This is a genomic window from Streptomyces sp. NPDC040405, from assembly GCF_055595765.1.
The window spans coordinates 244,541-271,082 of the sequence record NZ_JBVIVI010000001.1; the positions used below are offsets into that span (position 1 = coordinate 244,541).

General features: G+C 69.8%; 20 protein-coding genes and 1 tRNA gene. 11 read left to right on the plus strand and 10 right to left on the minus strand.

The window, feature by feature from the left end:
• Positions 1-53: 53 nt before the first annotated feature.
• Positions 54-2,789: a DNA polymerase I gene (gene polA, locus ACZ59A_RS01160; RefSeq protein ID WP_470951930.1), complete on the minus strand. Its 2,736-nt coding sequence runs from the start codon at positions 2,787-2,789 to the stop codon at positions 54-56.
• A 166-nt stretch (positions 2,790-2,955) separates the two neighbouring features.
• Between polA and ACZ59A_RS01165 the strand changes: the two genes are divergently transcribed.
• From ACZ59A_RS01165 to ACZ59A_RS01195, 7 genes are all read left to right on the plus strand, one after another.
• Complete coding sequence (locus tag ACZ59A_RS01165; protein ID WP_470951932.1) at positions 2,956-5,262, plus strand: FdhF/YdeP family oxidoreductase; 2,307 nt, start codon at positions 2,956-2,958, stop codon at positions 5,260-5,262.
• A 127-nt stretch (positions 5,263-5,389) separates the two neighbouring features.
• Positions 5,390-5,860: a PaaI family thioesterase gene (locus ACZ59A_RS01170; protein WP_470954558.1), complete on the plus strand. Its 471-nt coding sequence runs from the start codon at positions 5,390-5,392 to the stop codon at positions 5,858-5,860.
• A 534-nt stretch (positions 5,861-6,394) separates the two neighbouring features.
• Positions 6,395-7,624 (plus strand): branched-chain amino acid ABC transporter substrate-binding protein, encoded by a 1,230-nt coding sequence (locus ACZ59A_RS01175; RefSeq protein ID WP_468041816.1) that lies wholly within the window; start codon positions 6,395-6,397, stop codon positions 7,622-7,624.
• A gap of 104 nt (positions 7,625-7,728) precedes the next feature.
• Complete coding sequence (locus tag ACZ59A_RS01180; RefSeq protein ID WP_468041814.1) at positions 7,729-8,661, plus strand: branched-chain amino acid ABC transporter permease; 933 nt, start codon at positions 7,729-7,731, stop codon at positions 8,659-8,661.
• Positions 8,662-8,673: 12 nt separating this feature from the next.
• Entirely contained in the window at positions 8,674-10,416 is a 1,743-nt protein-coding gene (locus ACZ59A_RS01185) for a branched-chain amino acid ABC transporter permease (RefSeq protein ID WP_470951936.1), read from the plus strand.
• The gene (locus ACZ59A_RS01190; RefSeq protein WP_470951939.1) at positions 10,413-11,285 is read left to right on the plus strand and encodes an ABC transporter ATP-binding protein; all 873 of its coding nucleotides are present in this window, start codon (positions 10,413-10,415) and stop codon (positions 11,283-11,285) included. Before ACZ59A_RS01185 ends, ACZ59A_RS01190 begins: the two co-directional genes overlap by 4 nt.
• Positions 11,282-11,998, plus strand: a complete 717-nt coding sequence (locus tag ACZ59A_RS01195; protein WP_470951941.1) for an ABC transporter ATP-binding protein — start codon at positions 11,282-11,284, stop codon at positions 11,996-11,998. Before ACZ59A_RS01190 ends, ACZ59A_RS01195 begins: the two co-directional genes overlap by 4 nt.
• A gap of 38 nt (positions 11,999-12,036) precedes the next feature.
• Here ACZ59A_RS01195 and ACZ59A_RS01200 read toward each other — a convergent pair whose 3' ends face one another.
• On the minus strand, positions 12,037-12,672 hold the full coding sequence (locus tag ACZ59A_RS01200; protein ID WP_470951943.1) for an ANTAR domain-containing response regulator: 636 nt from the start codon (positions 12,670-12,672) through the stop codon (positions 12,037-12,039).
• A 99-nt stretch (positions 12,673-12,771) separates the two neighbouring features.
• Here ACZ59A_RS01200 and ACZ59A_RS01205 point away from each other — a divergent pair.
• Together ACZ59A_RS01205 and ACZ59A_RS01210 are read left to right on the plus strand one after the other, a co-directional pair.
• Positions 12,772-12,847 (plus strand) — tRNA-Leu (locus tag ACZ59A_RS01205).
• Positions 12,848-12,956: 109 nt separating this feature from the next.
• Positions 12,957-13,727 (plus strand): transcriptional regulator, encoded by a 771-nt coding sequence (locus ACZ59A_RS01210; protein WP_470951946.1) that lies wholly within the window; start codon positions 12,957-12,959, stop codon positions 13,725-13,727.
• Between the two features lie 36 nt (positions 13,728-13,763).
• On the opposite strand, the gene pyk is transcribed toward ACZ59A_RS01210, so the two are convergent.
• Complete coding sequence (pyk, locus tag ACZ59A_RS01215) at positions 13,764-15,194, minus strand: pyruvate kinase (protein WP_470951949.1); 1,431 nt, start codon at positions 15,192-15,194, stop codon at positions 13,764-13,766.
• A 146-nt stretch (positions 15,195-15,340) separates the two neighbouring features.
• The gene (locus tag ACZ59A_RS01220; RefSeq protein ID WP_470951951.1) at positions 15,341-16,012 is read right to left on the minus strand and encodes an SIMPL domain-containing protein; all 672 of its coding nucleotides are present in this window, start codon (positions 16,010-16,012) and stop codon (positions 15,341-15,343) included.
• A gap of 191 nt (positions 16,013-16,203) precedes the next feature.
• Between ACZ59A_RS01220 and ACZ59A_RS01225 the strand changes: the two genes are divergently transcribed.
• Positions 16,204-18,000 (plus strand): bifunctional metallophosphatase/5'-nucleotidase, encoded by a 1,797-nt coding sequence (locus ACZ59A_RS01225; protein ID WP_470951954.1) that lies wholly within the window; start codon positions 16,204-16,206, stop codon positions 17,998-18,000.
• A gap of 51 nt (positions 18,001-18,051) precedes the next feature.
• Here ACZ59A_RS01225 and ACZ59A_RS01230 read toward each other — a convergent pair whose 3' ends face one another.
• The 4 genes from ACZ59A_RS01230 to ACZ59A_RS01245 all read right to left on the minus strand — a co-directional run bounded on the left by ACZ59A_RS01230 (position 18,052) and on the right by ACZ59A_RS01245 (position 24,247).
• A complete protein-coding gene (locus tag ACZ59A_RS01230) occupies positions 18,052-19,554 on the minus strand; it encodes a lysine N(6)-hydroxylase/L-ornithine N(5)-oxygenase family protein (RefSeq protein WP_470951956.1) in 1,503 nt (500 codons plus the stop codon).
• Entirely contained in the window at positions 19,551-20,945 is a 1,395-nt protein-coding gene (locus ACZ59A_RS01235) for a pyridoxal phosphate-dependent decarboxylase family protein (RefSeq protein WP_470951958.1), read from the minus strand. Before ACZ59A_RS01235 ends, ACZ59A_RS01230 begins: the two co-directional genes overlap by 4 nt.
• A 244-nt stretch (positions 20,946-21,189) precedes the next feature.
• The gene (gene pepN, locus ACZ59A_RS01240; RefSeq protein ID WP_470951960.1) at positions 21,190-23,757 is read right to left on the minus strand and encodes an aminopeptidase N; all 2,568 of its coding nucleotides are present in this window, start codon (positions 23,755-23,757) and stop codon (positions 21,190-21,192) included.
• Between the two features lie 130 nt (positions 23,758-23,887).
• Positions 23,888-24,247: a chorismate mutase gene (locus ACZ59A_RS01245; protein WP_468041792.1), complete on the minus strand. Its 360-nt coding sequence runs from the start codon at positions 24,245-24,247 to the stop codon at positions 23,888-23,890.
• 207 nt (positions 24,248-24,454) lie between these two features.
• Here ACZ59A_RS01245 and ACZ59A_RS01250 point away from each other — a divergent pair, with 207 nt between their 5' ends.
• The gene (locus ACZ59A_RS01250; protein ID WP_470951962.1) at positions 24,455-24,817 is read left to right on the plus strand and encodes a VOC family protein; all 363 of its coding nucleotides are present in this window, start codon (positions 24,455-24,457) and stop codon (positions 24,815-24,817) included.
• Between the two features lie 69 nt (positions 24,818-24,886).
• On the opposite strand, the gene ACZ59A_RS01255 is transcribed toward ACZ59A_RS01250, so the two are convergent.
• Both ACZ59A_RS01255 and ACZ59A_RS01260 read right to left on the minus strand, forming a co-directional pair.
• Positions 24,887-25,246 carry a hypothetical protein gene (locus ACZ59A_RS01255; RefSeq protein ID WP_470951964.1) on the minus strand — a complete coding sequence of 120 codons (360 nt, stop codon included), beginning with the start codon at positions 25,244-25,246 and terminating at the stop codon, positions 24,887-24,889.
• A 163-nt stretch (positions 25,247-25,409) separates the two neighbouring features.
• Positions 25,410-26,375, minus strand: coding sequence for a radical SAM/SPASM domain-containing protein (locus ACZ59A_RS01260; RefSeq protein ID WP_470951967.1), 966 nt, complete (start codon positions 26,373-26,375; stop codon positions 25,410-25,412).
• Between the last annotated feature and the right edge of the window lie 167 nt (positions 26,376-26,542).

Genomic DNA, 26,542 nt, shown 5'->3' on the forward strand with positions numbered 1-26,542 from the left:
GATGCCTACCGCCCGTCAGGGGCCATTCGGGGATAAGGACTTGACCGCTCCGCTCAGTGGGCGGCCGACTCCCAGTCGGTGCCGACGCCCACCGACACATCGAGCGGGGCACGGAGTTGGAACGCACCGGCCATCTCACGCCGCACCAGCTCCTCGACCCGCTCCCGCTCCCCCGGCGCGACCTCCAGCACGATTTCGTCGTGCACCTGGAGCAGCATCCGCGACGAGAGTTCGCCCGCCGTCAACGCGGCGTCCACCTTCAGCATCGCGATCTTGACGATGTCGGCGGCGGTGCCCTGGATCGGGGCGTTGAGCGCCATCCGCTCGGCCATCTCGCGGCGCTGCCGGTTGTCGCTGGTGAGATCCGGGAGGTAGCGGCGGCGGCCGAGCATGGTCTCTGTGTAGCCGATGGCGCGCGCCTCCTCCACGACCCGCTGCAGATAGTCGCGGACGCCGCCGAACCGCTCGAAGAAGGTGTCCATGAGGCGGCGCGCCTCGTCGGCGCCGATGCCCAGCTGCCCCGAGAGGCCGAACGCCGAGAGCCCGTACGCCAGGCCGTACGACATGGCCTTGATCTTGCGCCGCATCTCCGGGTCGACCTCGGACTTGGCGACGCCGAACACCTGGGAGGCGACCGTGGTGTGCAGGTCCTCGCCGGAGGTGAACGCCTCGATCAGGCCCTCGTCCTCGGAGAGATGGGCCATCACGCGCAGCTCGATCTGGCTGTAGTCGGCGGTCATCAGGGATTCGAAACCCTCGCCGACGACGAAGCCGCGCCGGATCGCCCGGCCCTCGTCCGTGCGCACCGGGATGTTCTGCAGATTGGGGTCGGTCGAGGACAGCCGACCGGTCGCCGCCACGGTCTGGTTGAACGTGGTGTGGATGCGGCCACCGGGAGAGACCGTCTTGATCAGCCCCTCCACGGTGGAGCGCAGCCGGGCCTGCTCCCGGTGGCGCAGCATGATCACCGGGAGTTCGTGCTCGGTCTGCCCGGCCAGCCAGGCGAGCGCGTCGGCGTCCGTCGTGTATCCGGTCTTGGTCTTCTTGGTCTTGGGCAGGCCCAGCTCGTTGAAGAGCACTTCCTGCAGCTGCTTGGGCGAGCCGAGGTTGAACTCGTGGCCCACCGCGGCGTGCGCCTCCTTCACCGCCTGCTGGACGGCGGCCGCGAACTGCTGCTCCATGCGGTCCAGCCAGCCGCGGTCGGCGGCGATGCCGGAGCGCTCCAGCCGGGCCAGCAGCTCGGAGGTGGGCAGCTCCACATCGCTCAGCAGCCCGGCCGCGCCGACCTCCTCCAGTCGGCCCCGGAACGCCTCGCCGAGGTCGAGGACCGTACGCGCCTTGATCATCAGGGCGTCCTGCTCGGCCTGTTCGTCGGCGCCGAAGGCGAGCTGCCCGCTGTCCGCGGCCGCCGCCGGGGACAGCTCACGGCCCAGGTACTCGACCGACAGGGCGTCCAGCTCGAAGGAACGGCGGCCCGGCTTGACCAGATAGGCGGCGAGCGCGGTGTCCATGGAGACGCCCGCGACGGACCAGCCGTGCTCGGCGAAGACCCGCATGGAGCCCTTGGCGTTGTGCAGCACCTTCGGCCGGTCCGGGTCCGCGATCCAGGCCGCGAAGGCCCGCTCGTCGGCCTCGTCCAGCTCCGCGGGGTCGAAGCAGACGGCGGGCCCGCCGGCGGTGGCCAGCGCGACCTCGCTGACGCTGCCGCTGCCCAGCGCCCAGGTGTCCACGGTGGCCAGGCCCAGCGGCTCGGCGCCGCGGTCCGCCAGCCAGGGCGCCAGCCCGCCCGCGCTCAGCGTCACCCCGTCGACCTCGACGCCGGGGGCCGCGGCGGCGGGCTCCTCCTCGGCCGCGCCCGGGTCGACGGCCAGGATCCGGTCGCGGAAGTTCTGATGGCGGAACTCCAGCGCGTCCAGGACCACGGCCAGCGCGTCCCGGTCGTACGGAATGCGCTTGAGACCGTCGGGGCCGACGCCCAGCTCCACGTCCCTGACCAGCTCGGTCAACTGCCGGTTGAGCTTGACGGACTCCAGGTGGTCGCGCAGCTTCTCGCCGACCTTGCCCTTGACCTCCTCGACGCGGTCCACCAGCTCCTGGAACGACCCGAACTGGTTGATCCACTTCGCGGCGGTCTTCTCGCCGACGCCCGGGATGCCGGGCAGGTTGTCCGACGGGTCGCCGCGCAGCGCCGCGAAATCGGGGTACTGGCGCGGGGTGAGGCCGTACTTCTCCTGCACCTTCTCAGGGGTGAACCGGGTCAGCTCGGAGACGCCCTTGGTCGGGTAGAGGACCGTGACATGGTCGGTGACCAGCTGGAACGAATCGCGGTCACCGGTGACGATCAGCACCTCGAAGCCCTCGGCCTCGGCCTCGGTGGCAAGGGTGGCGATCACGTCGTCCGCCTCGAAGCCGTCCACCGCGAAGCGCGTGACGTTCATCGTGTCGAGCAGCTCGCCGATCAGCTCGACCTGCCCCTTGAACTCGTCCGGGCTCTTGGAGCGGTTCGCCTTGTACTCCGCGAACTGCTCGGAGCGCCAGGTCTTGCGCGAGACGTCGAACGCCACCGCCAGGTGCGTGGGCTGCTCATCACGGAGCGTGTTCGCCAGCATCGAGGTGAACCCGTAGATCGCGTTGGTCGTCTGGCCGGAGGTCGTACTGAAATTCTCCGCCGGCAACGCGAAGAACGCCCGGTATGCCAGGGAGTGCCCGTCCAGCAGGAGCAGGCGGGGACGGTCCCCCGTGCGGTCGGGGGCGGGCGCTGCGGTCTTCTTCGATGCTTTCTCTGCCACGCCCCCGATCCTGCCACGCCCCACCGACAACGCCTCCCGCCTCCCGCTCCCCGGCCCACCGGACCGGGTGGTCCCAAAGTCCGTGACTCATGAAAGGATCGACGGGGACAACCGTGCCGACGAGCCGAGTCGAAACCGACAAGCAGAGTCGAAAAAGGGGAGCGACATGGCAGCGAAGCCACCCGCAGGCGATCCGGTCCAGGACGCACCCGAGGTCGTACCCCCGAAACACGCCGCCGCCGGGTTCCCCGCGGTCGGTCACTCGCTGCGCATCGCCCATCAGCAGATGGGAGTACGGCGCACCGCGCTCACCCTCCTCCAGGTCAACCAGAAGAAGGGCTTCGACTGCCCGGGCTGCGCCTGGCCCGAGCCGGACAAGCGGCACGCGGCCGAGTTCTGCGAGAACGGCGCGAAGGCCGTCGCCGAAGAGGCGACCCTGCGCCGGGTCACCCCCGACTTCTTCGCCGCCCACCCGGTGGCCGACCTCGCCACCCGCAGCGGCTACTGGCTCGGCCAGCAGGGCCGGCTGACCCAGCCCATGTACCTGCCCGAAGGCGCCGAGTCCTACGAGCCGGTCAGCTGGGACCGCGCGTTCGACATCATCGCCGACGAACTGCGCGCCCTGGACTCCCCCGACGAGGCCGTCTTCTACACCTCCGGCCGCACCAGCAACGAGGCCGCCTTCCTCTACCAGCTCTTCGCCCGCGAGTTCGGCACCAACAACCTGCCGGACTGCTCCAACATGTGCCACGAGTCCTCGGGCTCGGCGCTGACCGAGACCCTGGGCGTCGGCAAGGGCAGCGTGCTGCTGGAGGATCTCTACAAGGCCGACCTGATCGTCGTCGCCGGGCAGAACCCGGGCACCAACCATCCGCGCATGCTCTCCGCGCTGGAGAAGGCGAAGTCCAACGGCGCGCAGATCATCTCCATCAACCCGCTGCCCGAGGCGGGTCTGGAGCGGTTCAAGAACCCGCAGAACGCCAAGGGACTCGCAGGCGGAGGCACCTCGCTCACCGACCTCTTCCTGCAGATCCGGATCGGCGGCGACCAGGCCCTCTTCCGCCTCCTCAACAAGCTGATCCTGGAGGCTTCCGACAACGCCTCCGCCACGGACGAAGACGTCATCGACAAGGACTTCATCCGCGAGCACACCCACGGCTTCGAGGAGTTCGCCGCCGCCGCCCGCGCCGCCGACTGGGACGAGACGCTCAGCGCCACCGGCCTGGACCGGGCCGAGATCGACCGCGCGCTGCAGATGGTCCTCGCCTCCAAGCGCACCATCGTGTGCTGGGCGATGGGCCTGACCCAGCACAAGCACTCGGTGCCCACCATCCGGGAAGTCGTGAACTTCCTGCTGCTGCGCGGCAACGTCGGCCGCCCCGGCGCCGGGGTGTGCCCGGTCCGCGGCCACAGCAATGTGCAGGGCGACCGCACCATGGGCATCTTCGAGCGGCCCGCGCCCGCCTTCCTGGACGCCCTGGAGAAGGAGTTCGGCTTCGCGCCGCCCCGCGAGCACGGCTTCGACGTCGTCCGCGCCATCCGCGCGATGCGCGACGGAGAGGCCAAGGTCTTCTTCGCCATGGGCGGCAACTTCGTGGCCGCCTCCCCCGACACCGACGTCACCGAGGCCGCGATGCGCGTCGCCCGGCTGACCGTCCACGTCTCCACCAAGCTCAACCGCTCCCACGTGGTCACCGGCGCCCGCGCCCTGATCCTGCCCACCCTCGGCCGCACCGAGCGGGACACCCAGGACGGCGGACCGCAGTTCGTCACCGTCGAGGACTCGATGGGCATGGTGCACGCCTCGCGCGGACGTCTGGAACCCGCGAGCCCATACCTGCTCTCCGAACCGGCCATCGTCTCCCGGCTGGCCCGGCGGGTGCTCGGCGCCGAGAGCACCACCCCCTGGGAGGAGTTCACCAAGGACTACGCCGCGATCCGGGACCGCATCGCGGCCGTCATCCCCGGCTTCGAGGACTTCAACGCCAAGGTGAGCAACCCCTCCGGGTTCGCCCTGCCGCACGCCCCCCGGGACAGCCGCAGCTTCCCGACCACCACCGGGAAGGCCAACTTCACCGCCGCCGACGTCGAATTCCCGACGGCGCCCGAAGGGCGGCTGCTGCTGCAGACCCTCCGCTCCCACGACCAGTACAACACCACCATCTACGGCCTCGACGACCGCTACCGCGGCATCAAGAACGGCCGCCGGGTGGTGCTCATCCACCCCGAGGACGCTGCCGCCCTGGGGCTCGCCGACGGCGACTACGCCGACCTGATCGGCGAGTGGAAGGACGGCGTCGAGCGCCGCGCCCCCGGCTTCCGGGTGGTCCACTACCCGACCGCGCGCGGCTGCGCCGCCTCGTACTACCCGGAGACCAACGTGCTGGTCCCGCTGGACGCCACCGCCGACACCAGCAACACCCCGGCCAGCAAGTCCGTGGTGATACGGCTGGAGCGGACCCGCCCCGTCTGACGGACGCACCCCGCCTAAGCGTCCGCTCAGCCGCCTGATAGGAAGGTGGCCATCACCAGTGGGTGGCCACCCCCGGATGGCCACCACCCAGATGGTCACCATCAGCAAACGAACGGAGCCGGTCCCGATGGGCGAGCAGGCCAGCGTGAAGTTTCCGCAAGAGGTCATCGACGAGTACGCGGCACTCGGCGTCGACCTCCTCGCGCTGTTCTCCGCCGGTCATCTCGGCGCCCGCATGGGCGTGCGGATCCTCGAAGCCTCGGCGGAGCGGGTCGTGGGCACCATGCCCGTGGAGGGCAACACCCAGCCGTACGGGCTGCTGCACGGCGGCGCCTCCGCCGTGCTGGCCGAGACCCTCGGCTCGGTGGGCTCGATGCTGCACGGCGGCAGCGGACGGATCGCGGTGGGCGTCGACCTCAACTGCACCCACCACCGCGGTGTGCGCTCCGGCCTGGTCACCGGCGTCGCCACGCCCGTCCACCGGGGGCGCTCGACCGCCACGTACGAGATCGTCATCAGCGACGAGCAGGACCACCGGGTGTGCACCGCCCGGCTGACCTGCCTGCTGCGCGAGGCGGAGGGCCTGCCGAAGCCGTAACGCCTCACCCCACACAGAAGCGGCACCCCCGGATCCCGGGGGTGCCGCTTTCCGTTTGCGCACCCGCTTCCCGTTTGCGTACCGGCGCGCAAACACGCGGCTGGAATCACTCGCCCCGGTTGTAACACTGCGTAATACGTTCGCAATACAAGATCGGGCATTTCCGCTCCGTGACGTCATCTGTGATGACCCCTCGCCGCCGCCCCGGACACGCCCCTCCACACTTCGTTCGCAAGTTCCCTCGACTCCTTAGCGGAACTGCAGCTTCTCACTATCCGGACCTCACGAATTGTCCGTAAACACCCGCCTCATCCCTTCCGTTCCGCTACACCGACACAAGAACGTGACCTGTGTCATAACAAGACAGTCACATCATGGGCTGCACCTCTGCCCCCCGATGCGTCGCACGCTTACATTCACAGCCAGTCACGACTCCGACGGGTGTTCGCCAGCACCCTTACGGCTGTAACAGGTCCACGGCGCGGACACGGCGTCCCATGCAGAGGGGCGGCCGGGCCAGGGAAAGGATTCTTCGTGCGACAGCGCTCCTTGCTCATCCTGACGACCGCGATCACCGCGGGAGCCCTCACCCTCAGCGCCTGCGGTTCCCGCGACAAGAACGACAGCGCGGACAAGAACGCAAAGACCACCGTCGTCATCGGCGTCGACGCCCCGCTCACCGGGTCGCTGTCGGCACTCGGCCAGGGCATCAAGAACTCCGTCGACCTCGCCGCCAAGGTGGCCAACAAGCAGAACGAGGTCCCCGGCGTCACCTTCAAGATCAAGCCCTACGACGACCAGGCGGTGCCGTCCTCCGGCAAGCAGAACGCCACCTCGATGGTGGACGAGGACACCATCCTCGGCACGGTCGGCCCGCTGAACTCCGGCGTCGCCCAGTCCATGCAGGGCGTCTTCGCCAAGGCGGACCTGGCCGAGGTCTCGCCCGCCAACACCAACCCGGCGCTGAGCCAGGGCGACGCGTGGGCCTCGGGCAAGAAGTCCCGCCCCTTCAAGACCTACTTCCGCACCGCGACCACGGACATCATCCAGGGCCGCTTCGCCGCGCAGTACTACTACAAGGACGCGAAGAAGCGGAAGGTGTTCGTCGTCGACGACAAGCAGACCTACGGCGCCGGGCTCGCCAAGATCTTCGCCCAGGAGTTCAAGCGCCTCGGCGGCACCGTGGTCGGCACCGACCACCTCACCGTCAAGGAGACCGACTTCTCCGGCATCGCGGGCAAGGTCAAGTCCACCGGCGCCGACTCCGTCTACTTCGGCGGCCAGTACCCCGAAGGCGGCCTGCTGTCCGACCAGATCAAGCAGACCGGCGCCAAGGTCCCGGTCATGGGCGGCGACGGCATCTACGACCCCGCGTTCATCAAGGCGTCCGGCACCAGCAACGACGGTGACCTCGCCACCTCCGTCGGCTACCCCGTCGAAGACCTCCCGTCCGCCAAGACGTTCGTCAAGAACTACGCGGCCCAGAAGTACCAGGACCCGTACGGGGCGTACGGCGGCTACTCCTACGACGCCGCCTGGGCCATCATCCAGGCCGTCAAGGCCGTCGCCGCCGACAACGACGGCAAGCTCCCCGACGACGCCCGCGCCAAGATCACCGAGGCGCTGAACAAGGTCTCCTTCGACGGCGTGACCGGCAAGGTCTCCTTCGACAAGTACGGCGACACCACCAACAAGCAGCTGACCGTCTACCAGGTGAAGAACGGCGCCTGGAAGGACGTGAAGAGCGAGACCTTCAAGGACTGACCCAGCGGCGGCACCCCGCCGACCCTGCAACGCAAGCCGCGTGAGGGCGCACACCAGCGCCCTCGCGCGGCGTCATATCCGACACGCTCATCGGAGGCCCTGCGGTGCACGAACTGCCGCAAACGCTGGTCAACGGCCTGACCCTCGGCGCGCTCTACGGCTTGATCGCCATCGGGTACACCATGGTCTACGGCATCGTCCAGCTCATCAACTTCGCCCATGGCGAGATCTTCATGATCGGGGGCTTCGGCGCCCTCACCGTCTATCTCTGGCTGCCCAGCGGCACCGCGCTCGCACTGGCCCTGCCGCTCATGCTCGTCGGCGGCATCCTCGCCTCGGTCGCCATCGCCACGGCCGCCGAGCGGTTCGCCTACCGGCCCTTGCGCGGCGGCCCCCGGCTGGCCCCCCTGATCACCGCGATCGGTCTGTCCATCGCACTCCAGCAGGCGGTCTGGGCCTTCTACCCCGATGCCAAGAAGGCCCGCAGCTTCCCCCAGTTCGAGGGCAGCTCATTCGAGATCACCGGCAATCTGCACATCCAGCGCGGCGACGCGTTCCTGCTGATAGCCGCCCCGCTGTGCATGCTCGCCCTGGGCCTGTTCGTCTCCAAGAGCCGGGCCGGGCGCGCCATGCAGGCCACCGCGCAAGACCCCGACACCGCCAAGCTGATGGGCGTCAACACCGACCGCATCATCGTCATGGCCTTCGCCATCGGCGGCGCGTTCGCCGCCGTCGCCGCCCTCTCCCACGGCCTCAAGTACGGCCAGATCAACTTCGAGATGGGCTTCATCGCCGGACTCAAAGCCTTCACCGCCGCCGTGCTCGGCGGCATCGGCAACATCTACGGCGCCATGCTCGGCGGCGTCGTCCTCGGCATCGCCGAGGCCCTGGCCATCAAATACATCCAGGACATCCCCGGAATGGACCAGCTCGGCGGCGGCGCCTGGAAGGACGTCTGGGCCTTCACCCTGCTCATCGTCGTCCTGCTGGTCAGGCCCCAGGGGCTGCTCGGCGAACGTGTAGCGGACCGGGCCTGAGGGAGTGAACCGATGACCACCGACATCAACAAGGCCCCCGGCACCGCCGACGCCCCGGCCCCGCGCACCACCCTGCTGCGTGCGCTCACCGCGGCCGGCGGGCTCGCCGCCGCCGCCTCCACCTTCCTCGCCTGGACCTGGTCCTCCGACTTCCCCGGCGACCTCACCGTCTACGGCTACCCCGGCGGGCTCCAGATCCTCACCCTCGCCCTCGGCCTGGCCACCCTGGCGTTCGCGGTCGCCGCCCTCGGCGTCCGCGGGCTGCGCTGGCTCACCCCCGCCGGATCCACCCAGGCCCTGCGGCTGCTGGCCCTCGGCACCTTCGCCACCACCTGGTTCACCCTCCTGGCCATAGCCGTCAAACAAGGCGGCCTGGTCAACCTCGAACCGGGCGGCTGGGTCGCCGCCGTCGCCACCGCCGCGCCCGTCGCCACCGCGTTCCTGCTCCCGGACGACACCCGGCCGCTGTGCCGCCCGGTGCGGCTCCCCTCCTGGGCCGACATCCTCATCATCGCGGCCGTCTTCACCCTCGGCCTGTACGTCGTCAACTACGGCATCCAGACCGACGAGGACAACCCCGAGCCGTTCATCGGCTACCTCATCGCGCTGTGCTTCGCCGCCGCCGCGCTCCTCAAGGCCGGACTCCTCACCCGGCTCAGCGGCCTCACCAGCACCTACCGCTCCCTCACCCTGGTCGCGGCCCTGGTGACCGCGCTGGTCTTCCCCTTCACCCAGGACAAGGCCAGCTACACCGAACTCGGCGTCAACATCGCCATCTTCGCGACCGTCGCGCTCGGCCTGAACATCGTCGTCGGGCTCGCCGGACTCCTCGACCTCGGCTACGTCGCCTTCCTCGGCGTCGGCGCCTACACCGCCGCCCTGGTCTCCGGAAGCACCGCCTCCACCATCCATGTGACGTTCCCGTTCTGGGCCGCCATGCTCACCGGAGCCCTGGTCTCCCTCATCTTCGGCGTCGTCATCGGCGCCCCCACCCTGCGCCTGCGCGGCGACTACCTCGCCATCGTCACCCTCGGCTTCGGCGAGATCTTCCGCATCGCCGTCAGCAACCTCGACGGCACCTCGGGCCCCTCTGTCACCAACGGCCCCAACGGCGTCCCCAACATCCCGCCGCTGGAGATCTTCGGCTTCAACTTCGACGACGACCACAGCTTCGCCGGACTCACCCTCGACTCCAACGGCAACTACTACGTGCTGATGCTGCTCATCACCGTCGTCGTCGTCCTCATCTTCAGCCGGGCCGGGAACTCCCGCATCGGCCGCGCCTGGGTCGCCATCCGCGAGGACGAGACCGCCGCCACCGCCATGGGCATCAACGGCTTCCGCGTCAAGCTCATCGCCTTCGCCCTCGGCGCCACGCTCGCCGGAGTCGCGGGCACCATCTGGGCCCACGTCCAGACCACCGTCGTCCCCGAGCAGTACGTCTTCGCCGGACCCGTCCCGCCCAACTCCACCTTCCTGCTCGCCGCCGTCATCCTCGGCGGCATGGGCACCATCGGCGGACCCCTGCTGGGCGCGGCCCTGCTCTTCCTCATCCCCGAGAAGCTGGAATTCCTCCAGGACTACCAGCTCCTCGCCTTCGGCATCGCGCTCATCCTGCTGATGCGCTTCCGCCCCGAAGGGATCATCCCCAACCGGCGGCAACAGCTCCAGTACCACGAGACGGGACAGCTCGACGTGCCCGACCAGGCCGCCCTCAGCGGCGGCGCCGTCGGCGTCACCAAGGCGGAGGCATGACAGACATGACCACGACCACGGTGGCGAAGGCCGCCCCCGTCCTCACCGCCACCGGCGTCACCATGCGCTTCGGCGGACTCACCGCCGTACGCTCCGTCGACCTCGTCGTCCACCCCGGCGAGATCGTCGGCCTCATCGGCCCCAACGGCGCGGGCAAGACCACCTTCTTCAACTGCCTCACCGGCCTCTACATCCCCACCGAGGGACGCGTCTCCTACCGGGGCACCGTCCTGCCGCCCAAACCCCATCTGGTCACCCAGGCGGGCATCGCCCGCACCTTCCAGAACATCCGCCTCTTCGCCAACATGACCGTCCTGGAAAACGTCCTGGTCGGACGGCACACCCGCACCAAGGAAGGACTCTGGTCCGCCCTCCTGCGCGGCCCCGGCTTCACACGCGCCGAAGCCGCCTCCAAGCAACGGGCCATGGAACTCCTGGAGTTCACCGGCCTCGCCGCCAAGGCCGACCACCTCTCCCGCAACCTCTCCTACGGCGAACAGCGCAAGCTGGAGATCGCCCGCGCCCTGGCCAGCGACCCCGGACTGCTGCTCCTCGACGAGCCGACCGCGGGCATGAACCCCCAGGAGACCCGGGCCACCGAAGAACTCGTCTTCGCCATCCGCGACACGGGCACCGCCGTCCTCGTCATCGAGCACGACATGCGCTTCATCTTCAACCTGTGCGACCGCGTCGCCGTGCTCGTCCAGGGCGAGAAGCTGGTCGAGGGCTCCTCCGACGTCGTCCAGAGCGACGAACGCGTCATCGCCGCCTACCTCGGCACCCCCTTCGAGGGCGCACCCGGCGCCGAGGAGGCCGCCGCGGTCGAGGCGGCCGAGGACCACCACGCACGGACGGAGGACGGACAGTGACCGCACTGCTCGAGGTCGAGGACCTCAGGGTCGCCTACGGCAAGATCGAGGCCGTCAAGGGAATCTCGTTCAGCGTCGAGGCGGGCCAGGTCGTCACCCTCATCGGCACCAACGGCGCGGGCAAGACGACCACCCTGCGCACCCTCTCCGGCCTGCTGGCCCCGCTCGGCGGCGCCATCCGCTTCAACGGCAAACCGCTGGCCGGTGTCCCCGCGCACAAGATCGTCGCCCTGGGCCTGGCCCACTCCCCCGAGGGACGGCACATCTTCCCCCGGCTGACGATCGCCGAGAACCTCCAGCTCGGAGCGTTTCTCCGCAAGGACGCCGACGGAATCGCCGCCGACATACGGAAGGTGTACGACCTCTTCCCCATCCTCGGCGAACGCCGCACCCAGGCGTCCGGCACCCTCTCCGGCGGCGAACAGCAGATGCTCGCCATGGGCCGCGCCCTGATGTCCCGCCCCAAGCTGCTGATGCTCGACGAACCCTCGATGGGCCTCTCGCCCATCATGATGCAGAAGATCATGCACACCATCGCCGAACTGAAGGCGCAGGGCACCACGATCCTGCTGGTCGAACAGAACGCCCAGGCCGCGCTGTCCCTCGCCGATCACGGCCATGTGATGGAGATCGGCAAGATCGTGCTCTCCGGCACCGGGGAGACGCTGCTCCACGACGAGTCCGTACGGAAGGCGTACCTCGGCGAGGACTGAACGGGGGTGAGGGGAGGCCCTGGGCCTCCCCTCCCTCTTTACTGCTCCTTGGACTTCTTCTCCGCCGCGTCCGCGATGACCGCCTCGGCCACCTGCTGCATCGACAGCCGCCGGTCCATCGAGGTCTTCTGGATCCAGCGGAACGCGGCGGGCTCGGTCAGCCCGTACTCCGTCTGCAGAACGCTCTTGGCCCGGTCCACGAGCTTGCGCGTCTCCAGCCGCAGGGAGAGGTCGGCGACCTCCTGCTCCAGCGTCTTCAGCTCGGTGAAGCGGGACACGGCCATCTCGATGGCGGGCACCACGTCGCTCTTGCTGAACGGCTTCACGAGATACGCCATCGCCCCGGCGTCCCGGGCCCGGTCGACCAGTTCGCGCTGCGAGAACGCGGTCAGCATGAGGACGGGCGCGATGCGGTCGGCCGCGATGCGCTCGGCGGCGGAAATCCCGTCGAGGATCGGCATCTTCACGTCGAGGATGACGAGGTCGGGCCGGTGTTCCTGCGCGAGCGCGACGGCCGTCTCACCGTCTCCCGCCTCGCCGACGACGGAGTACCCCTCCTCTTCGAGCATCTCCTTCAGGTCGAGGCGGATCAGCGCCTCGTCCTCGGCGATGACGACGCGGGTCGTCTGCGGTGGGACGTGCGACTGCGCGTCGGGGGCGTCAGCGGTGCTCACTGTGCTCCTCGGTTTCCTCTACAGGTGGGGGCACCACGAGCCTACCGAGCTGCGGTAAGGTAGACGCGCAGCGGGTCGTTGATGACCTTCGAACCGTTGGCCCCGGTAGCCCAATTTGGCAGCAGGCAATGGATTCAAAACCCATACAGTGTCGGTTCGAGTCCGACCCGGGGCACTTTTCCTTCGATTCCAAGGTCGCAGAGGAATCGGGCCTTTCCGCTCGATGAAGTGAACAGTTCTTCGAATCCACACGCGGTGGTCGCCTATTCGCCAGACCCGCATGTGTGTACGACCTCGAAACGCGTAAGCGCGCTCTCACTCTCGTTGCCCAAGGCCGAAGTCTCAACGCGGTGAGCAAGCAAACGGGCATTTCCCGATGGGCGATTCGCGCATGGCAGATGCGACTTGAGCCTGTCCCCCACAAAACCCAGTGCCCCAGATGCGCGCCCGAACCACAACCCTTCGAAGACATCGCTGCCTATGCGTACCTGCTCGGCCTTTACCTCGGCGACGGGTGCATCAGCCGCCTGAAGGGAGGTACGTACTTCTTGCGCATCGCATGTTCGGATGCCTGGCCAGGTCTCATCGATGCCTGCGCGGACGCTGTACGAGCTGTGCGCCCTGACAACAACGTGTGCCGCGTCCAACGCCCGGGGTGCGTCATGGTGACCGGCTACAGCAAGCACTGGCCGTGCCTGTTGCCCCAACACGGCCCGGGGAAGAAGCACAATCGCCTCATCGCCCTGGAGCCTTGGCAACAGGGGATCGTGGACGCACACCCCTGGGAGTTCATCCGGGGGCTCTTCCACTCCGACGGCTGCCGGATCACCAACTGGACCACACGCATCGTTGCCGGGGAACGTAAGCGCTACGAATATCCCCGGTACTTCTTCACCAACAAGTCCGACGACATCCGCAAGCTCTGCTCCGACGCCCTCACCACGGTCGGCGTCGAGTGGACGACTCTCGCGCGCGGGAGCGATCCGTTCAACATCAGCGTCGCCCGCCGGGCCTCCGTCGCGCTCATGGATACGCACGTCGGGCCGAAGTACTGAACGCAGTACCTCGGCCCAGGGAAGGCGGCGCAGCGGCTAGCGGTGGTCGTCGGCGCCGATGTGGTGGACGCGGACCAGGTTGGTGGAGCCGGAGACTCCGGGCGGGGAGCCTGCCGTGATGACGACGAGGTCGCCCTTGCGGCAGCGGCCCAGGCGGAGCAGCTCCTCGTCGACCTGGGCGACCATCTCGTCCGTGGAGGCGACGGTCGGGCCGAGGAAGGTCTCGACGCCCCAGGTCAGGTTGAGCTGGGAGCGGGTGCTCGGGTCCGGGGTGAAGGCCAGCAGGGGGATCGGGGAGCGGTAGCGGGAGAGGCGGCGGACGGTGTCGCCGGACTGGGTGAAGGCGACGAGGAACTTGGCGCCGAGGAAGTCGCCCATTTCGGCCGCCGCGCGGGCGACCGCGCCGCCCTGGGTGCGGGGCTTGTTGCGCTCGGTGAGCGCGGGGAGACCCTTGGCGAGGATGTCCTCCTCGGCGGCGGCGACGATGCGGCCCATGGTGCGGACCGTGGCGATCGGGTACTTGCCGACGCTGGTCTCGCCCGAGAGCATCACCGCGTCCGTGCCGTCGATGACGGCGTTGGCGACGTCGGAGGCCTCCGCCCGGGTGGGGCGGGAGTTGTCGATCATCGAGTCGAGCATCTGGGTCGCGACGATCACCGGCTTCGCGTTCCGCTTCGCCAGCTTGACCGCGCGCTTCTGGACGATCGGCACCTGCTCCAGCGGCATTTCGACGCCGAGGTCGCCGCGGGCGACCATGATGCCGTCGAAGGCGTCGACGATCTTCTCCAGGTTCTCGACCGCCTGCGGCTTCTCGATCTTGGCGATGACGGGGAGCCTGCGGTCCTCCTCCGCCATCACCCGGTGCACGTCCACGACGTCGTCACCGTTGCGGACGAAGGACAGGGCGATGATGTCGGCCCCGGTGCGCAGCGCCCAGCGCAGGTCCTCGATGTCCTTCCGGGAGAGGGCGGGGACGGAGACGGCCACGCCGGGCAGGTTGAGGCCCTTGTGGTCGGAGATCATCCCGCCTTCGATAACGATCGTGTGCACGAGCGGCCCGTCGACGTCGACGACCTCGAGGGTGACGCGGCCGTCGTCGACGAGGATGCGCTCGCCCTTGTTGACGTCGGTGGCCAGCCCGTCGTACGTGGTTCCGCAGCGGAAGCGGTCGCCTTCGATCGGCTCGACGGTGATGGTGAACTCGTCTCCGCGTTCAAGGAGTACGGGCCCCTCGCGGAAGCGGCCGAGCCGAATCTTCGGACCTTGAAGGTCGGCCAGGATGCCGACGCTGCGACCGGTTTCCAGCGAGGCCTTACGGACTCGCCGATAACGCTCCTCGTGCTCGGCATAGGTGCCGTGGCTGAGGTTGAAGCGGGCCACGTCCATTCCGGCTTCGACGAGCGCCTTGATCTGCTCGTACGAGTCGGTGGCGGGTCCCAAAGTACAGACGATTTTTGCTCGGCGCATGCTGCCGAGCCTATGACTTACTCATGGGTAAAGAACCGGAAAGCAGCCACTCCCCCATGGCCTTTGCATGGCGGGTTATCGACAACTAATGAAACGTGCATGGGGGTGCTCCGATGAGCGATTCGGGGACTGCGCACACAGTCGATTCACAGCTCCGGGCGGGTGATCGTGAAGCGCGCCGTGACGTGCGCGGATACGGTCTGGCGCGCGGGTTCGAGGTCGAGCGCGGGCGCGTCCCCGGCGGCGCGGCTGCGCGGGGCCGCCATCGGCATCGGCGGGCCCGGCTCCCCCTCCGCCCCCAGGTCGGCCAGCTCGACTAGGGCGACGAGCCCCGCACCGAGCGCCCCCGCGTACTCGCGGGCGCGCTGCACGGCCTCCCGTACGGCCTGATGCCGGGCCAGGCCGTGGACGGGCGAGTCGGGGCGCAGCCCCCACCAGGGGCCGTCGACCCGGGTCAGTTCGAGGTCGGCGAGGCGGGTGGTGAGTTCGCCGAGGGCGGTGAAGTCGGTGACGGTCACGGCGAGGTGCACCCGGCCGTGGTAGGCCCGCACCCGTTCCTGGCGGCCTCCGGCCAGCTCCGGGTTGATCGCGAAGGCGCCGGTCTCCAGCTTTTCGATCGCCTCGCCGTAGGACCTCACCAGGTCCAGCGCCCGCTGGTTGCGGCGGGTGAGGTCGTCCAGCGCGGCGCGCCGGTCGGCGCCGCGCGCGCTGACGGTGACGGAGAGGCGGGCGATCTCGGGATCGACCTCCAGGCGTGCTTCGCCGAGCACCGCGACGCGCGGGGTGTCGGGGGTGCCGTACGGGACGTGCCGGTCCATGGGGGCTCCCTTGGTCGAGGCTCGCGGAAGTGGCTCGCGGACGTGGCTTGATCCTGCCCTGTGCCGGGCCCTGCGCCGGGCGCTCGGCGTGCTCTGATCGCAACCTGTCGGGGGTGTCGCGGACCGGTGCGGCTGCGCCAGAATCTACGCGCGTTGTTCCCATTTCGCAGGTATCTCAGGGGAGTTCAGCCATGCCGCTCAACCGTCGGACGTTTCTGGGCCGTACCGCGGCCACCAGCGCGGGGGTCGCGCTCACCTCTGCCGCGGCCACGGGAGCAGCCGAGGCGCACGGCCCCGGGCGCGGCCATGAGCGGTACGAGTTCACCGTCATGGGCACCACCGACCTCCACGGCAACGTCTTCAACTGGGACTACTTCACGGACGCCGAGTTCGACGACGCGGCGCACAACGACGTCGGCCTCGCGAAGATCTCGACCCTGGTCGAGCAGGTCCGGAAGGAGCAGGGGCGGCGCAATACGCTGCTGATCGACGCGGGCGACACCATCCAGGGCACCCAGCTGTCGTACTACTACGCCAAGGTCGACCCGATCACCGGGGCGAACGGCCCGGTGCACCCGATGGCGCAGGCGATGAACCTCATCGGCTATGACGCGGCGGCGCTGGGCAACCACGAGTTCAACTACGGCATCCCGGTGCTGCGGAAGTTCGAGGAGCAGTGCGACTTTCCGCTGCTGGGCGCGAACGCGCTGGACGCCACGTCGCTGCGGCCCGCCTTCCCGCCGTACTGGATGACCCGGCTGCGCACGCCCTGCGGCCGCGGCGTGAAGGTGGCGGTGCTGGGGCTGACGAACCCGGGGATCGCGATCTGGGACAAGGCCCATGTGCAGGGGAAGATGACGTTCCCTGGGCTGGAGGAGCAGGCGGCGAAGTGGGTGCCGCGGCTGCGTTCGATGGGTGCGGACGTGGTGATCGTCTCGGCGCATTCGGGCACCAGCGGGACGTCGAGCTACGGCGATCAGCTGCCGCATGTGGAGAACGCGGCGGCGCTGGTGGCCGAGCGGGTGGCGGGCATCGACGCGATCCTGGTGGGCCATGCGCATGTGGAGATCGCCGAGCGCCGGGTGGTGAACAAGGAGACGGGCCGGGAGGTGGTGCTGTCCGAACCGCTCAAGTGGGGTCAGCGGCTGACGCGCTTCGACATCGGGCTGGAGTGGGCGCGGGGTCGCTGGCAGGTGGAGTCGGTGTCGGCGAAGGTGCTGAACTCGGCGGCAGTGGCGGAGGATCCGCGGATCGTGCGGCTGCTCGGCGATGAGCACAAGAAGGTCGTCGGGTACGTCAACCAGGTCATCGGCACCTCCACGGCGGCGATGGCGGCCACGGAGGCGCCGTACAAGGACGCGCCGATCATCGACTTCATCAACCATGTGCAGACGGAGACGGTGAAGGCGGCGCTGGCGGGCACGGAGCACGCGGGGCTGCCGGTGCTGTCGCAGGCGTCGTGCTTCTCGCGCACGGCGCGGATCCCGGCCGGGGAGGTCACGATCCGGCAGGTGGCGGGGTTGTATCCGTTCGAGAACACGCTGGAGGCGCGGGTGCTGACGGGCGCCCAGCTCAAGGACTATCTGGAGTTCTCGGCGCGGTATTACGTCCAGACCCCGGCGGGCGGGGACGTGGATCCGTCGAAGCTGACGAACGCCGGTGACACCCCCGACTACAACTACGACGCGGTGAGCGGTCTGACGTACGAGATCGACATCGCGAAGCCGGTGGGTGCGCGGATCGCCGCGCTGCGCTTCGACGGCAAGCCGGTCGAGGCGTCGGCGCGGTTCGTGCTGGCGGTGAACAACTACCGGGCGAGCGGCGGGGGCAACTTCCCGCATGTGGCCGCCGCCCAGCAGGTGTGGGCCAACTCGGAGGAGATCCGCAACACGATCATCGCGTGGGTGAAGGCGAAGGGGACGATCGACGGGGCCGGGTTCGCGTCGGTGGACTGGAAGCTGACGCGCGACGGTACGCCGGTGTTCTGACCGACCGCGCGCACTGGTCAGGTCCGGGTGCGGGTCAGGTCCGCGCACTGGTCAGGTCCGGGTACGGGTCAGGCCGGTGCGCTGGTCGGGGAGGTGCATGCGTCCGCTGCCCCGGGCGACCGGTGCCGCCGGGGCGGCGGGCCGCGGCGGGGCGGCGGCGCCCGGCCCGGCGGGCTGGAGTCCGAAGGTGGTGAAGGCGGTGCGGGGCGGCAGGGGGTAGACCGGTTCGGGGCTGAGCGAGTTGAGGATGACGGCGGAGCGCCAGGCGGCGAGCCCGAGATCGGGGGTGCCGACGCCGTGGGTGTGCCGCTCGGCGTTCTGGACGTGCACGGATCCCGTGATGAGGGGGTCGAGGACCAGCCGGTGGTCGGCGTCGATGCGGGGCCGTTCGGACGCGTCGCGCCGGATGTACGGGTCGAGGGCGGCGAGCAGGGTGTCGACGCGGCGCTCGCGGTAGCCGGTGGCGAGGACGACGGCCTCGGTGGTGTGGCGGACGCGGGTGCCCTGCTGTACGTGCTCCAGGTGGAGTTCGAGCCGGGCGGCGGCGATGCGCCCGGCGGTGCGGACGGTGACGCCGGGGGTGAGGACGGCGCCCGGCCAGTCGCCGCTCTGCTGGGCGCGGCGGTAGAGCTCGTGGTGGATGGCGGTGACGGTCTCGTGCGCGATGCCCTTGTAGAGCTGCCATTGCTCGGGGAGGAGCTGGTCGCGGACGGCCTCGGGGAGGGCGTGGAAGTAGCGGGTGTAGTCGGGGCTGAACTGCTCCAGGCCGAGCTTGCTGTACTCCATGGGCGCGAAGGACGGCGTACGGGCGAGCCAGTGCAGCCCCTCGGCGCCGAGCGGCCGGTGGCGCAGCAGGTCGAGGAAGACCTCGGCGCCGGACTGGCCGGAGCCGACGATGGTGATGTGGCCGGCGCTGAGCAGCCGTTCGCGGTGTTCGAGGTAGTCGGCGGAGTGCAGGACGGGGACGTTGGGGGCGTCGGCGAGGGGGCGCAGGGTTTCGGGGACGTGCGGTTCGGTGCCGACGCCGAGGACGAGGTGGCGGGCGTGGGCGCGGCCGGGGGCCACGGCCTCGCCGTCGGGGCCGAGCTTGCTGAAGTCGATTTCGAACAGCTCGTGGTCGTGGTCCCAGCGGACGGCGTCGATCCGGTGGCCGAAGTGGAGGCCGGGGAGCTGTTCGCTGACCCAGCGGCAGTAGGCGTCGTATTCGGTGCGCTCGATGTGGAAGCGCTCGGCGACGTAGAAGGGGAAGAGCCGTTCGCGGGCCTTGAGGTAGCTGAGGAAGCTCCAGGGGCTGCCGGGGTCGGCGAGGGTGACGAGGTCGGCGAGGAAGGGGACTTGGACGGTGGCGCCGTCGATGAGGAGGCCGGGGTGCCAGTGGAAGGCGGGCCGCTGCTCGTAGAAGGCGGTGCGCAGGGTGGGGACGCCGTGGGCGAGGGCGGCGAGGGAGAGGTTGAACGGGCCGATGCCGATGCCCGCGAGGTCCAGGGGCCGCCCCGGGAGGGGGAGGTCGGGCTCGGGGACGTGCGGCGGCGTGGGGGGTTGTGCGGTGCTCATGGGGTGGAGTTGCCTTCCACGAGGTCGAGCAGCCGGCGCAGGTCGCCGGGCTGGATGTGCGGGTTGAGGAGGGTGGCCTTGAGCCATAGCCCGTCGGGGGTGGCGGCGCGGCCGAGGACGGCGGTGCCGTGGTGCAGCAGGCGGCGGCGCAGCGCGGCGACGGCGGCCGGTCCGGCTCCCGCGGGGCGGAAGAGGACGGTCGAGAGGGTGGGGCGCACGTACAGCTCCAGGGCGGGGCGGGCCTGGATGAGGTCCGCGAGGGCCCCGGCGTGCGCGCAGACCTGGTCGACGAGGTCGCCGAGGCCGTGGCGGCCGAGGGCGCGCAGGGTGACGGCGATCTTGAGGATGTCGGCGCGGCGGGTGGTGCGGAGGGAGCGGCCGAGCAGATCGGGGAGACCGGCGTCGGTGTCGTCCTGGGCGTTGAGGTACGAGGCGCAGTGGCCGAGGGGGGCCAGGGCGGCGGTGTCGGGTACGGCGAGCAGTCCGGCGGCGGCCGGTTGCCAGCCGAGTTTGTGCAGGTCGAGGCCGACGGTGTGGGCGCGGTCGAGTCCGTCGAGCCGCTTGTTCAGGGTGTCGCTGAACAGGAGCGGCCCGCCGTAGGCGGCGTCGATGTGGAGGGTCGCCCCATGGACGCCGCAGAGGTCGGCGAGGTGTGGGAGGGGGTCGATGGCCCCGGTGTCGGTGGTGCCCGCGGTGGCGACGAGCAGGGTGGGGCGGTCGGGGTGCGCGGTGAGGGCGTCGTGGACCCGGGCCGGGTCGAGGACGCCGGTGGGGGTGGGGAGGGTGTGCGGGGGCTGCAGGCCGAGGAGCCAGGCGGCGCGGTGGACGCTGTGGTGGGCGTTGGCGCCGCAGACGATACGGAGGGGTGCGCCGCGGGCGGCTTCGCGGGCGAGCAGCAGGGCGAGCTGGTTGGATTCGGTGCCACCGGTGGTGACGAGGGCGTCGGGGGCGGGGCCGTGCGGGTGCACCAGCTCGGCGAGGGCGCGGCAGGTCAGCGCCTCCAACTCGGCTGCGGCGGGGGCCTGGTCCCAGGAGTCGAGGGACGGGTTGAGTGCGGAGACGGCGAGGTCGGCGGCGGCCGCGACGGCGAGCGGCGGGCAGTGCAGATGGGCCGCGCAGTGCGGGTCTGCCGGGTCGGCGGCGCCCGCGGTGAGGGCGGTCACGAGGGTGCGCAGTGCGTGGTGCGGCCCTTCCCCGTGGTCGGGGATGGCGGGCCGGGCCGCGTCGTGCAGCCGGTGGGCCACGGCGCCGGGTCCTCCGGCGGGGATCGGCCCGCCGCGGTCGGCGGCGCCGTGGGCGAGGGCGTCGAGGACGGTGTCGAGCATCGGACGAAGCGCGCCTGGTCCCTCGCTCCCCCCGGCGAGGAGGCGGGCGGTGCCGCGAGCGGGCATGGGCGTGCCCCTAGGAGGTGTCTGGGGTCGGGCAGTGGCGTGCGGGGCTCGGACGGATGTCAGAGCTGCCTCAAGCTACTTCGCCCGCAAGCGGTTCGGCCGGGCTTGGCCCGAAGTGCACCCATACGTGGTACAGGTGCACGGCGCGGGTTGATGGCGCCGGGCGGGTCGGCGCGGACGGGTGCGGCCCCCGGCCCGCGCCCGTCCGGCCCGTAGCGCCCGTAGCGCCCGTAGCGCCCGGACCCTAGCCCGCGGGTTCGTTCCGTACGCGCAGGGCTCGCCGCAGGTCGTCGAGCTGGTCTTCGAGGCGGCGGCGCAGGGCGGGGAGGAGGTCGGGGGCGGTGAGGCACTCCTCGCCGAGCCGGAGGGTCGTCGCGTCCACCGTCGTCGGGAAGCCGGAGCGGGCGAGGGCGTCGGCGATGGCGGGGCCGCGGTGGGCGGCGACGCTGACGACGTCGGTGAAGTAGCGCGGTACGTAGTCGGCGAGCACGTCGCGGTGTTCGGGCTGCCAGAACCCGGTGGCGGTCGCGGTGAGCAGGTACGCGGAAAGGGGGGCGAGCGCGGCGGTCTCGCCGAACAGGGTGTCCCAGGCGGCCTGTTTGGCCTCCGGGCCGGGGAGCGCGGCGCGGCAGCGGGCGGCGCCCTCCTGGCCGGTGGCGCTGGAGTCACGGGCGAGTTCGGCGTCGATGTCGGCGGGCCCGGCGGCGTCGAGGACGGCGAGCCTGCCGAGGATCTGCCAGCGCAGTTCGGGGTCGAGGGCGGGGCCGCCGGGGACGGTGTCGCCGTCGAGCCAGTCGCTCAGCTCGGCGGGGGCGGTGGCGCTGGCGATGTAGGTGCGTACGGCGGAGAGCCGCAGCCCGGGTCCGGAGCCGTCCTCGGTGCGGCGCAGCAGGTCGCGACAGGTGGCGGCGATGGTGTTGAGGGCGGCGGGGCGCTGGTCCGCGGGGAGGTAGCGGTCGGCGATCTGGAGGCGGGCGAAGGCGAGGACGCCCTGCACGATCGCTATGTCGGTCTCGTGCGGGAGGTGGGTGCGGGCGGCGTCGAGGTAGTCGGTGCCCGGGAGGTCGCCGTCGCGCACCATGTCGCGGGCGGCGTTCCAGACGGTGGCGCGGCTGACGGCGTCGGGGAGGCCGGAGAGGGCGCGTACGACGGCCTGCCAGGAGCCGGGGTCGAGGCGGATCTTGGCGTAGGTGAGGTCGCCGTCGTTGAGGAGGAGCAGGTCGGGGCGGGGCCCGGTGAAGGAGAGGTGGGCGGCGGGGCCGGTGCCGTCCAGTTCGACCTCGACGCGGTTGCGCAGTACGAGTTTGTGCGGGGCGGCGGGCTCGTGGTCGTAGAGGCCGACCGCGATGCGGTGGGGGCGGCGGGGGGCGGGGTGCTGTCCGTCGTGGCCGCCGCCGTCGTGGCGGATCTCGGCGCTCCACCGGTCTCCTTGGGTGGTGACGGCGGGCGTGAGGGTGTCCACTCCGGTGGTCCGCAGCCAGGTCTCGGCCCAGGCGTGGACGTCGCGGTCGGTGGAGCGGGCGAGGGAGTCGAGGAAGTCGGCGAGGGCGGCGTTGCCGAAGCGGTGCCGGGCGAAGTGCTCGTTGATCCCCGCGTGGAAGTCCTTTTCGCCGAGCCAGGTGACGAGCTGACGCAGCGCGGAGGCGCCCTTCGCGTAGGAGATGCCGTCGATGTTGAGGCGGGCGGCGGCGGTGTCGGGGACGAGTTCGGGCGCGGGGGCGACGGGGTGGGTGGAGGGGCGCTGGTCGGCGTCGTAGCCCCAGTTCTTGTGGCGGATGCCGAAGTCGGCCCAGGTGCCGGTGTAGCGGGTGGTCTCGGTGAGGATCTGGAAGCCCATGTACTCGGCGAAGGACTCGTTGAGCCAGAGGTCGTCCCACCAGGTCATGGTGACGAGGTTGCCGAACCACATGTGGGCCATCTCGTGGGCGATGACCATGGCGCGGGTCTGGCGCTCGGCGTCGGTGACGGCGGAGCGGTAGATGAAGTCGTCGCGGAAGGTGACGAGGCCGGGGTTCTCCATGGCGCCCAGGTTGAACTCGGGGACGAACGCCTGGTCGTAGGAGTCGAAGGGGTACGGCTCGTCGAAGATCTCGTGGTAGCGGTCGAAGCAGCGCCGGGTGAGGTCGAAGAGTTCCCGTGCGTCGGCTTCGAGGTGGGGGGCGAGCGAGCGGCGGACGTGCAGTCCGAAGGGGATACCGGCGTGCTCGGTGCGCACGGAGTGGTACGGGCCCGCGGCCACCGCGATCAGGTAGGTGGCCAGGGGCGGGGTGGTGGCGAGCTTCCAGCGGCCGTCGGCGGGGTCGCCGTCGCGGGTGGCGATGCCGTTGCCGAGGACGGTCCAGCGGGGCGGGGCGGTGACGCGGACGTCGAAGACGGCCTTGAGGTCGGGCTGGTCGAAGGCCGTGAAGACGCGGGGGGCGTCGGACATGGCGCACATGGAGTAGAGGTACGTCTCACCGTCGGCGGGGTCGGTGAAGCGGTGCATGCCCTCGCCGGTGTGCGAGTACGCCATGTCCGTCTCGACGCGCAGCTCGTGCTCGCCCTCGGCGAGGCCGGTGAGCGGGAGCCGCCCGTCGGCGATGATCTCGGCGGGGTCGAGCGCGAGGTCGTGTCCGTCGAGCACCGCCCGGTGCAGGGCCGCGGGGTTCAGCTGCACGAAGGTGTCCGCCCCGGCCTCGCGGGCTTGGAAGCGGATGGTCGTGGTGGAGCCGAAGTGTTCGTCGCCGCGGGTGAGGTCGAGGTCGATCGTGTAGCGGTGGACCTCGACGAGGCGGGCTCGGATCTGCGCTTCCTCGCGCGTCAGTACGGACATGGGGACATGCTGCCCTACCGGCGGTAGGCGGCACACGGGTGTGCGGAGGTTGCCGGGCGCGGGCGTGAGCGCGGGCGCACCACCGGTGTGCGCCCGTGCCGTACGCCCGGCGGGCGGGTCCGCGGCGGGCTCAGGAGCGCGCGATCGTCTCGTGGTGCCGGATGACCTCGGCGATGATGAAGTTGAGCAGCTTCTCGGCGAAAGCGGGGTCGAGTTTGGCGCTTTCCGCCAGTTCGCGCAGCCGGGTGATCTGGCGGGCCTCGCGGGCGGGGTCGGCCGGGGGGAGCTTGTGGGCGGCCTTGAGGTGACCGACCTGCTGGGTGCACTTGAAGCGCTCGGCGAGCATGTGGACCACGGCCGCGTCGATGTTGTCGATGCTCTCGCGCAGCCGGACCAGCTCGGCCCGTACGGCGTCCTCGGCCTCGTGGGTCGTGCTGGTCGGGTCCGGCTGGCCGGGGCGGTCGGCGGGGTCGGTCTCGCGGTGCGTCATGGCCCCCGACCCTATGCCAGCGGAGCCGCGCGCTCGGCTCCGGGACCGCCCCGCCCCCGGTGGGGGGTTGTGAAAGGGGACGGGGCGGTCTCTCCCCGGGGGCGCTGCCCCCGGTGCAGCGCCTCCACCGTGGAGGAGCCGTAAACGCGAGACGGGGTTCCCTTTGACGCCGGGTTTTCTCGCCCCGGCCGGTACTAGGCTCCGGGCATGATCGCGACGCTTCAGTGCACCGTCATCGACTGTCCGGACCCCGCCGCGCTGGCCGCCTTCTACGGCGCGGTCCTGGGGTGGCGGGTGGATGACAGCGACCCGGAATGGGCGACCCTCACCTCGGCGGACGGGCAGCGGATCGCCTTCCAGCTGGCGCCGGACCATCAGCCGCCGCGCTGGCCGGACCCGGCGCATCCGCAGCAGATGCATCTGGACTTCGACGTGCCGACGATCGAGGACGCGGAGCGGGCGCAGCAGGAGGTGATCGCGCTGGGGGCGACGTTCCTGCACGACAGCCGCGGGGAGCGGTCGGGGTTCCGGGTGTTCAGCGACCCGATCGCTCCTGACTTACCGTTCTAGCCTATCCGCAGGCCAGAGCAGCAGGAAGCCCCCGCCATCCGCGCTGGGACGACGAGGGCCGCTGCGTGCTCAGTCTTCGCCCCGCATCGCCTTCAGGTAGCTATTGGCAGCGACCACGAAGCTCTCACGGGCCGCCTTGAAGTCCTTCCAATCGGGGTTGCCGCCCCCGTCCCTGTGCATCGCAGCGAGCCGCTCCAGCACCGTACGGGCCTCCTTCACGGGACCGACCCCTTCAACGTCGATGACGTTGAAAGCGACACGGGTTGCGGCATACGCACGGTCGACAGCGGCCACCGCTTCGGATTCGTCTGCGTACCGGCCGTCCTTGCGATACCAGGCCACGTTGGATTCTGCGTCAGCCGCAGACAGGAACTCTGCGTAGGCGTCACGCCGGGCCAGGTACAGGGTGATCGAAGACGCTGCGTCCATGGGGCTACTCCGTAATCACAGGACTTTGCTCCCACCCCTCTGGGATGGGGCAGCATCAAGCTACCCGCGCGAACTCATGATCGTGGCCATACCGCGTCAGATCCCTCGTCTGTGGCCCCTGGAAGCGAACGCCTCATCGGATGCTCACGGGCCAGACCTCGGGTCAACAGTCAGTGCGGGAGATGGAAGGGTTGGCGTAGCGCACAGACCTACGCGGGGACATCCGAGGCACGGCGCTTTCCTCCCCCTCGCCTGTGGGGCCACAGGCCGCATCCGGTGCGCAGGCAGTCTGCGGATTACATGACTCGAAGGACGGATTACAGTCGGGTAGGCAACTGGGAGTGCTACGTACGGCACTGTGCGGGAAGGCTGCTTCCAGTTCGGCGCGGGCCGCTCGCATGGGTACACCGTCGTAGATCTCTTGCAGCGTCTGTTCGTGAACGTTGCCCAAGTTCATCCAGCGGGAGAAAACGCACGGGGATACCCGCCCATCAGGCAGAACGGCGAACTTCGCACGTCCGCACATTCCGCAGAGTTCTTTGATCTTCGGAAATGCGCCCTCCGCGCCTCGCCCGAACGGTCGGATGTGGTCGGTCCGCACATCTCGAATTCCGAGTTGCAGAAGCTCGTGATGCGCGTTTGCCTCGCGCTGCCCTTCAAGTACGTGGATCACGCTTCCGCGCATCTTGATTCCGAGTTGCCGCGCCTTTTCGATGTTGGCTCGCGTGTGGGCGTGAGATCCTCGCACTTCGGTCACTTCGTCGTGGTCGGCCCCATTATCGCTGTAGTAGCTGAACGCGAGACGGACACCGGGCAGTTTGAGAGCTTCCCAGACCTCCGGCCTGATATGAGTCATGTTGCTGAAGACCTCGATGCGCATGGCGTACTTCTGTGCGTGCCGGATGAACGCGGGAAGGCTCGGGTGAAGCGTCGGTTCTCCGCCGATGAATTGCACGTCCCGCACACCCAAGGTGTTGAGCTGATCGATTACGCGGAGCCAGTCCGCATCGACCATGTTCCCGTGATCACCCTGCGGCGACGAATCGGCGTAGCAGTGGCGACAATTCAAGTTGCAGAAACCGGTGATCTCTAACCATGCGAATTGTGGACGCAGTGGCAGAGCGCGCATGACGACTCCAAAGAGTGTGAGTGTCGGACCCACCGGGCCACTGGGATGACCCAGGGTTAAGACCCAGGTGGGAATCTATTGGTTTTCCACGGCCTCAACACGACGGCCGCCATGGCGCGCTATTCATCGTTGTGGACCCGCCCTGATCGCCCAGCCCTTCCTGTAGC

What these genes read in the sequence shown, in the direction of transcription:
- ACZ59A_RS01260 (WP_470951967.1), bottom strand. Translation starts at nt 26,375, where the DNA reads ATGCGCGCTCTGCCACTGCGTCCACAATTCGCATGGTTAGAGATCACC.
- pyk (WP_470951949.1), bottom strand. Translation starts at nt 15,194, where the DNA reads ATGCGCCGAGCAAAAATCGTCTGTACTTTGGGACCCGCCACCGACTCG.
- ACZ59A_RS01190 (WP_470951939.1), top strand. Translation starts at nt 10,413, where the DNA reads ATGACAGACATGACCACGACCACGGTGGCGAAGGCCGCCCCCGTCCTC.
- ACZ59A_RS01170 (WP_470954558.1), top strand. Translation starts at nt 5,390, where the DNA reads ATGGGCGAGCAGGCCAGCGTGAAGTTTCCGCAAGAGGTCATCGACGAG.
- ACZ59A_RS01185 (WP_470951936.1), top strand. Translation starts at nt 8,674, where the DNA reads ATGACCACCGACATCAACAAGGCCCCCGGCACCGCCGACGCCCCGGCC.
- ACZ59A_RS01230 (WP_470951956.1), bottom strand. Translation starts at nt 19,554, where the DNA reads ATGAGCACCGCACAACCCCCCACGCCGCCGCACGTCCCCGAGCCCGAC.
- ACZ59A_RS01250 (WP_470951962.1), top strand. Translation starts at nt 24,455, where the DNA reads ATGATCGCGACGCTTCAGTGCACCGTCATCGACTGTCCGGACCCCGCC.
- ACZ59A_RS01165 (WP_470951932.1), top strand. Translation starts at nt 2,956, where the DNA reads ATGGCAGCGAAGCCACCCGCAGGCGATCCGGTCCAGGACGCACCCGAG.
- ACZ59A_RS01225 (WP_470951954.1), top strand. Translation starts at nt 16,204, where the DNA reads ATGCCGCTCAACCGTCGGACGTTTCTGGGCCGTACCGCGGCCACCAGC.
- ACZ59A_RS01235 (WP_470951958.1), bottom strand. Translation starts at nt 20,945, where the DNA reads ATGCCCGCTCGCGGCACCGCCCGCCTCCTCGCCGGGGGGAGCGAGGGA.
- ACZ59A_RS01255 (WP_470951964.1), bottom strand. Translation starts at nt 25,246, where the DNA reads ATGGACGCAGCGTCTTCGATCACCCTGTACCTGGCCCGGCGTGACGCC.
- pepN (WP_470951960.1), bottom strand. Translation starts at nt 23,757, where the DNA reads ATGTCCGTACTGACGCGCGAGGAAGCGCAGATCCGAGCCCGCCTCGTC.
- ACZ59A_RS01220 (WP_470951951.1), bottom strand. Translation starts at nt 16,012, where the DNA reads ATGGACCGGCACGTCCCGTACGGCACCCCCGACACCCCGCGCGTCGCG.
- ACZ59A_RS01245 (WP_468041792.1), bottom strand. Translation starts at nt 24,247, where the DNA reads ATGACGCACCGCGAGACCGACCCCGCCGACCGCCCCGGCCAGCCGGAC.